Source organism: Streptomyces niveiscabiei (assembly GCF_001419795.1).
Lineage (GTDB): Bacteria > Actinomycetota > Actinomycetes > Streptomycetales > Streptomycetaceae > Streptomyces > Streptomyces niveiscabiei.
In genome coordinates this window covers 1-6,474 of record NZ_LIRL01001317.1, presented here as the reverse complement: position 1 = coordinate 6,474, position 6,474 = coordinate 1, and the positions used below count along the sequence as shown (strand labels likewise).

Below are 6,474 nucleotides of genomic sequence, written 5' to 3'. Positions count from 1 at the left end.
CGGCTCCCTCACCGCCGCCGCGCGCGGCGGGGCGGGCGGCGGCGGTGAGGGAGCCGTAGCGCCCGCGCGGGACCGCACGCCGCGCGCGGTGGGCCGTCGAGCCCGCCGTACGGCCCGAGCCGAGCAGCGCGCGCATCGGGGCGAGCGTGTCGTTGGTGAGGCGTCCGGACCAGGCGAGGTCCCAGAGGGCGTCGGCGAGCTGCGGGTCGGTGGCGTCCGGGTGGGTGGTGGCGCGGACCTGGTCGGCGATCTGGCGGAAGAACAGGCCGTAGCCGCCGGAGAGGGCCGTCAGGACCGACTCGTGCAGCGCGGTCGGCTCCAGGGGGTGCGGCGGGGGCAGGAGCAGCGGGGCCGCGTCCGCCAGGTAGAGGGAGATCCAGCCGTCCTTGCCGGGGAGCGCGCCCGCGCCCGCCCAGACGATCTCCCCGGCGGCGGTGAGTTCGTCGAGCAGCGCCGGGGAGTAGTCGCGCACGCGCGAGGGCAGCACCAGCTTCTCCAGCGCCGAGGCGGGTACGGAGGCCCCCTGGAGCTGCTCGACCGCGCGGACCAGGCCGTCGGTGCCCCGCAGGGCGTGGCCGGCGCCGACGTGCTGCCACTGGGGCAGGAACTGGGCGAGCGCGGCCGGCGGGACCGGCTCCAGCTCCTGGCGCAGCGCCGCCAGGGAGCGCCGGCGCAGCCGCCGCAGAACCGTCGCGTCGCACCACTCCTGGCCGATGCCCGCCGGATGGAACTCGCCCTGGACGACACGCCCGCTCGCCGCCAGCCGCTGGAGCGCGCCGTCCGTGACGGCCGTGCCGAGCCCGAAGCGGGCGGCTGCCGCGGCGGACGTGAACGGGCCGTGCGTGCGCGCGTGGCGGGCCAGCAGGTCGCCCAAGGGGTCCTTGACGGGCTCGGTGAACGCCTCCGGCACACCGACCGGCAGGGCCGTGCCCAGCGCGTCGCGCAGGCGGCCCGCGTCCTCGATCGCCGCCCAGTGGTCGACGCCCGCCACGCGCACCCGGATCGCGCGCCGCGCCGCGGCCAGCTCCTGCGCCCAGCGCGGGTCGGCGCCGCGCCGCGCGAGGTCGGCGTCGGTGAGCGGGCCGAGGACACGCAGCGCGTCGGCGACCCCTTCGGCGTCCCTGAGGCGCCGCTCCTCGGTCAGCCACTGGAGCTCGCGCTCCAGCTCGGCGAGGACCTCGGCGTCCAGCAGCTCGCGCAGCTCCGCCTGGCCGAGCAGCTCCGCCAGCAGCCGCGAGTCCAGGGACAGCGCGGCGGCGCGGCGCTCGGCGAGCGGCGAGTCCCCCTCGTACAGGAACTGGGCGACGTAGCCGAACAGCAGACTGCGCGCGAAGGGGGACGGCTCCGGGGTGGTGACCTCGACCAGGCGCACCTTGCGGGACTCCAGGTCACCCATCAGCTCGACGAGACCGGGGACGTCGAAGACGTCCTGGAGGCACTCGCGGACCGCTTCCAGGACGATCGGGAACGAGCCGAACTCGCTCGCCACCTGGAGCAGTTGCGCCGCGCGCTGGCGCTGCTGCCACAGCGGGGTGCGCCGGCCGGGGTTGCGGCGCGGCAGCAGCAGCGCGCGGGCGGCGCACTCCCGGAACCGGGACGCGAACAGCGCCGAGCCGCCGACCTGGTCGGTGACGACCTGGTCGACCTCGCCCTTGTCGAAGACGACGTCCTGCGCGCCCACGGGCGCCTGGTCCGCGTCGTACTCGGTGCCCGCCTTCAGGGGCTCCCGGTCGAGGAGGTCCAGGCCCATCAGGTCGGCGTCCGGCAGGCGCAGCACGATGCCGTCGTCCGCGTGCATCACCTGCGCGTCCATGCCGTACCGCTCGGCGAGCCGGGCCCCCAGGGCGAGCGCCCACGGGGCGTGCACCTGGGCGCCGAACGGGGAGTGGACGACCACGCGCCAGTCGCCCAGCTCGTCCCGGAAACGCTCCACGACGATCGTCCGGTCGTCCGGGACATGGCCGCAGGCCTCGCGCTGTTCGGCGAGGTACGACAGGACGTTGTCGGCGGCCCACGCGTCCAGACCCGCCGCGAGCAGGCGCAGCCGGGCGTCCTCCCGCGGCAGCGCACCGACCTCGCGCAGGAACGCGCCCACCGCGCGCCCCAGCTCCAGCGGGCGGCCCAGCTGGTCGCCCTTCCAGAACGGCAGCCGGCCCGGCACACCGGGGGCCGGGGAGACCAGGACGCGGTCGCGCGTGATGTCCTCGATGCGCCAGGAACTCGTACCGAGCGTGAAGACGTCGCCCACGCGCGACTCGTAGACCATCTCCTCGTCCAACTCGCCGACCCGGCCGCCGCCCTTCTTCGGGTCGGAGCCCGCGAGGAAGACGCCGAACAGGCCGCGGTCGGGGATCGTGCCGCCCGAGGTGACGGCGAGGCGCTGGGCGCCCGGCCTGCCGGTGACCGTCCCCGTCACGCGGTCCCACACCACGCGCGGGCGCAGTTCCGCGAACGCGTCCGACGGGTAGCGGCCCGCCAGCATGTCCAGGGTCGCCGTGAACGCCGACTCCGGGAGCGACGCGAAGGGGGCCGCGCGCCGGACGGCCGCCAGCAGGTCGTCGACCTGCCAGGTGTCCATCGACACCATCGCGACCAGCTGCTGCGCCAGCACGTCCAGCGGGTTCGCGGGCACCCGCAGAGACTCGATGGCGCCCTCGCGCATGCGCTCGGTGACCACCGCCGCCTGGACCAGGTCGCCCCGGTACTTCGGGAAGACCACACCGGTCGACACCGCGCCCACCTGGTGCCCCGCCCGGCCCACGCGCTGGAGGCCGGAGGCCACCGAGGGCGGTGACTCCACCTGGACCACCAGGTCCACCGCGCCCATGTCGATGCCCAGCTCCAGGCTGGACGTCGCGACCACCGCGGGCAGCCGGCCCGCCTTCAGGTCCTCCTCGACCAGCGCGCGCTGCTCCTTGGAGACCGAGCCGTGGTGCGCCCGCGCGATGACCGGCGGGGCGCCCTGGGCCGCGCCCGAGCCGCCCATCAGCTCGGCCGGTGAGTGATGCTCCGCCAGCGGCTCGCCCGTCGCCCGCTCGTAGGCGATCTCGTTCAGCCGGTTGCACAGGCGCTCCGCGAGGCGCCGGGAGTTCGCGAACACGATCGTCGAGCGGTGCGCCTGCACGAGGTCCGCGATCCGCTCCTCCACGTGCGGCCAGATCGAGGGGCGCTCCGCCTGCGCGTCATCCACCGGGGAGCCGCCCAGCTCGCCCAGGTCCTCCACCGGGACGACCACCGACAGGTCGAACTCCTTCGCCGACCTCGGCTGGACGATCTCGGCCTTCCCGCGCGGGGCGAGGTAGCGGGCGATCTCGTCCACCGGGCGGACCGTCGCCGACAGGCCGATCCTGCGGGCGGGCCTCGGCAGCAGGGCGTCCAGCCGCTCCAGGGTCAGCGCCAGGTGCGCGCCCCGCTTCGTGCCCGCCACCGCGTGGACCTCGTCCAGGATGACCGTCTCCACGCCCGTCAGCGCGTCGCGCGCGGCCGACGTCAACATCAGGAACAGGGACTCCGGGGTCGTGATCAGGATGTCCGGCGGGCGCGTCGCCAGAGCCCGGCGCTCCGCGGGCGGGGTGTCGCCGGAGCGGATCCCGACCTTGACCTCCGGCTCGGGCAGGCCGAGGCGCGCGGACTCCTGGCGGATGCCGGTCAGCGGGCTGCGGAGGTTGCGCTCCACGTCCACCGCGAGGGCCTTCAGCGGCGAGACGTACAGCACCCGGCAGCGCTTCTTCGGGTCCGCCGGCGGGGGCGTGGACGCCAGGCCGTCCAGCGCCGCCAGGAACGCGGCCAGCGTCTTGCCCGAGCCCGTCGGGGCGACCACCAGCACGTCCGAACCCTCCCGGATGGCCCGCCACGCGCCCGCCTGGGCCTCGGTGGGCGCCGAGAACGCCCCCGTGAACCAGCTACGGGTCGCGGGGGAGAAGCCGTCCAGGGCTCGGTGTGCGGAACTGACCATGCGTCCATCCTGCACCTCGCCACTGACAATCGGGCTGACCTGTGGATACAGGGCCGGCGGCGGGTTCAGCTGAGGGGACGGCCGTACGACCTCAGGGTGCGGAGGGCGTCGATCGTCGCCATCGCCCGGGCCTCCAGGGCGGCGGACGGGGTCCACCGGGGACGGCGGGGCGGCCAGCCGCCGTCGGACTGCTGGCCTGCCGCGAGGAGGTCCAGGGAACGGGACATCTCGGCGTCGGTGAACCACGCGCGCGCGACGGAGTGCGGAACGGGGGCGAAGTCGTGGGGGAAGTGCCGCTCGGCGGGCGCGGGGGACGGCTCCGGGCTCTCCGGGGCCAGGACGGCCAGATGCCGTTCGCGCACGAGGCGGCCCAGGCGGTCGGCGGCGGCCTGCGCGCGGGAGCGGTCGGGGACGGAGTCCAGGAAGGCGACGGCGGCCTGCACCTCGTACGGATCGGGGGTCCGCAGGGACTCCACCGCCTGCCAGCAGAAGTCGGTGGCCCGGAACAGCCAGGCGTGCCAGACGTCGTTGCGGTGCAGGAGGCCCGTGACGGGGCCGGTCGTCAGCAGGTCGCCGGCCGGGGCGTCCGCGATCGGGGCCGACGGCGCGGCCGGGTAGCCGCGCTGGGAGGGCAGGACGGCCGGGAGGGCGCCGTCCGGGGACGACACCGCCGTCAGGTGGCGGCACAGTTGCTCCACCCGCCGGCCGCCGCAGCGCCCGAGCGCGTCCAGGACGCGCAGCGCGTACACCGCGTGCGGGGGCTGGCCGACGGGCCCGCGCAGGTCGGGCTCCAGGGCGTGGCCGTACCCGCCGTCCGCGGTGCGGTAGGCGTCGAGCGCGGTCTCCGCGGGGTCGGCGGAGGCGCCCAGGAAGTGGTGGGCGAACAGACGCTGCTCCAGCACGCGCGCGTTGAGCCACATGAAGCGCTCCGCGCGCGCGAGCGGGGAGCGCGCCGGGGGCGTCTGGGGCAGGGGGGAGGCTCCTGGTTCGGGCATGCCGCGACCGTAGGGTGGAAAGCGCTGCCCGCGCGGGCGTACGGGCCAGGGTGTACCCGAGGGGCGGGATACTGAGGGCATGCGGTTGACGGTCTTCTGGGAGCGGATGGCGGAGCACTTCGGTACGGGGTACTCCGAGACCTTCGCGCGCGATCACGTGATGACGGAGCTGGGCGGGCGGACGGTGCACGAGGCGCTGACCGACGGCTGGGAGGCGAAGGACGTGTGGCGGGTGGTGTGCTCGGTGATGAACGTTCCGCACGAGAAGCGGTGATCCCCGGCGAAGATCGCGGGGGAGTGCCGGAATACCGGTGGCGTGGGCGAGACTTGGGCCGTGGCACCGACTGAGGAGACCGGGCAGCTCGCCCCGCAGACACCATCGCCCGGCGCTGCGGCGCCGCCCGCGTCGCCGCCGGCCGACGGCGGTGGGGCGGCCGGGGAGCGCATGCCGCGGTGGCTGCCGCGCGCGATGGTGCTCGCGCTGGCGCTCATCGGCCTGTTCCAGCTGGGTACGTGGGCGTTCCACCAGCTCCTCGGGCTGCTGATCAACATCCTCATCGCGTTCTTCCTGGCGCTCGCCGTCGAACCCGCGGTCAGCTGGATGGCGTCCTACGGGATGCGCCGGGGCCTGGCGACCTTCCTGGTCTTCCTCGGGCTGCTGATCGCCGTCGCCGGGTTCATCACGCTCCTCGGGTCGATGCTCGCCGGGCAGATCGTCAAGATGGTCGACGGGTTCCCGCAGTACCTCGACTCCGTCATCAACTGGATCAACACCTCGTTCCACACCGAGCTGAGACGGGTCGACATCCAGGAGGGGCTGCTGCACTCCGAGTGGCTGAAGAAGTACGCGCAGAACAGTGCCGCCGGGGTGCTCGACGTCTCCGCGCAGGTGCTCGGCGGGCTCTTCCAGCTGCTGACGATCGCCCTGTTCTCGTTCTACTTCGCCGCCGACGGGCCCCGGCTGCGGCGGGGGCTGTGCTCCGTGCTGCCGCCGGCGAAGCAGGCCGAGGTGCTGCGCGCGTGGGAGATCGCCGTCGACAAGACCGGGGGGTACCTCTACTCGCGCGGGCTGATGGCGCTGATCTCCGGGATCGCGCACTACGTCCTGCTCCAGGTCCTGGAGATCCCCTACGCGCCCGTGCTGGGGCTGTGGGTCGGTGTCGTCTCGCAGTTCATCCCCACGCTCGGGACGTACCTCGCGGGCGCGCTGCCCATGCTGATCGCGTTCACCGTCAATCCCTGGTACGCGCTGTGGGTGCTGGGGTTCGTCGTCGTGTACCAGCAGTTCGAGAACTACATGCTCCAGCCGAAGCTGACGTCCCGGACCGTGGACATCCATCCCGCCGTCGCCTTCGGGTCCGTCATCGCCGGGACCGCGCTGCTGGGGGCCGTGGGGGCGCTGATCTCCATCCCCGCCGTCGCGACGCTTCAGGCGTTCCTGGGGGCGTATGTGAAGCGGTACGACGTGACCGATGATCCTCGGGTGTTGGGGCGGCCTCGGCGGGAGGAGGCGCGAGGCGGGGG

General features: G+C 74.5%; 4 protein-coding genes. 2 read left to right on the top strand and 2 right to left on the bottom strand.

Features of this window, described 5'->3' with window-relative positions; genetic code table 11:
- Both AOK24_RS43535 and AOK24_RS43530 read right to left on the bottom strand, forming a co-directional pair.
- A partial coding sequence (locus AOK24_RS43535; RefSeq protein WP_055725354.1) for an Lhr family ATP-dependent helicase occupies nt 1-3,955 on the bottom strand: 3,955 nt, incomplete at its 3' end.
- A gap of 65 nt (nt 3,956-4,020) precedes the next feature.
- The gene (locus AOK24_RS43530) at nt 4,021-4,950 is read right to left on the bottom strand and encodes a hypothetical protein (protein WP_055725353.1); all 930 of its coding nucleotides are present in this window, start codon (nt 4,948-4,950) and stop codon (nt 4,021-4,023) included.
- Between the two features lie 79 nt (nt 4,951-5,029).
- On the opposite strand from AOK24_RS43530, the gene AOK24_RS43525 reads away from it, so the two are divergent.
- Together AOK24_RS43525 and AOK24_RS43520 are read left to right on the top strand one after the other, a co-directional pair.
- Nucleotides 5,030-5,224, top strand: coding sequence for a DUF3046 domain-containing protein (locus tag AOK24_RS43525; RefSeq protein WP_055725352.1), 195 nt, complete (start codon nt 5,030-5,032; stop codon nt 5,222-5,224).
- A 60-nt stretch (nt 5,225-5,284) separates the two neighbouring features.
- On the top strand, nt 5,285-6,474 hold a 1,190-nt coding region (locus tag AOK24_RS43520; protein ID WP_107104184.1), incomplete at its 3' end, for an AI-2E family transporter.

Excerpts from the sequence above, each read along its gene's own strand:
- AOK24_RS43530 (WP_055725353.1), bottom strand. The coding sequence starts at position 4,950 with ATGCCCGAACCAGGAGCCTCCCCCCTGCCCCAGACGCCCCCGGCGCGC.
- AOK24_RS43525 (WP_055725352.1), top strand. The coding sequence starts at position 5,030 with ATGCGGTTGACGGTCTTCTGGGAGCGGATGGCGGAGCACTTCGGTACG.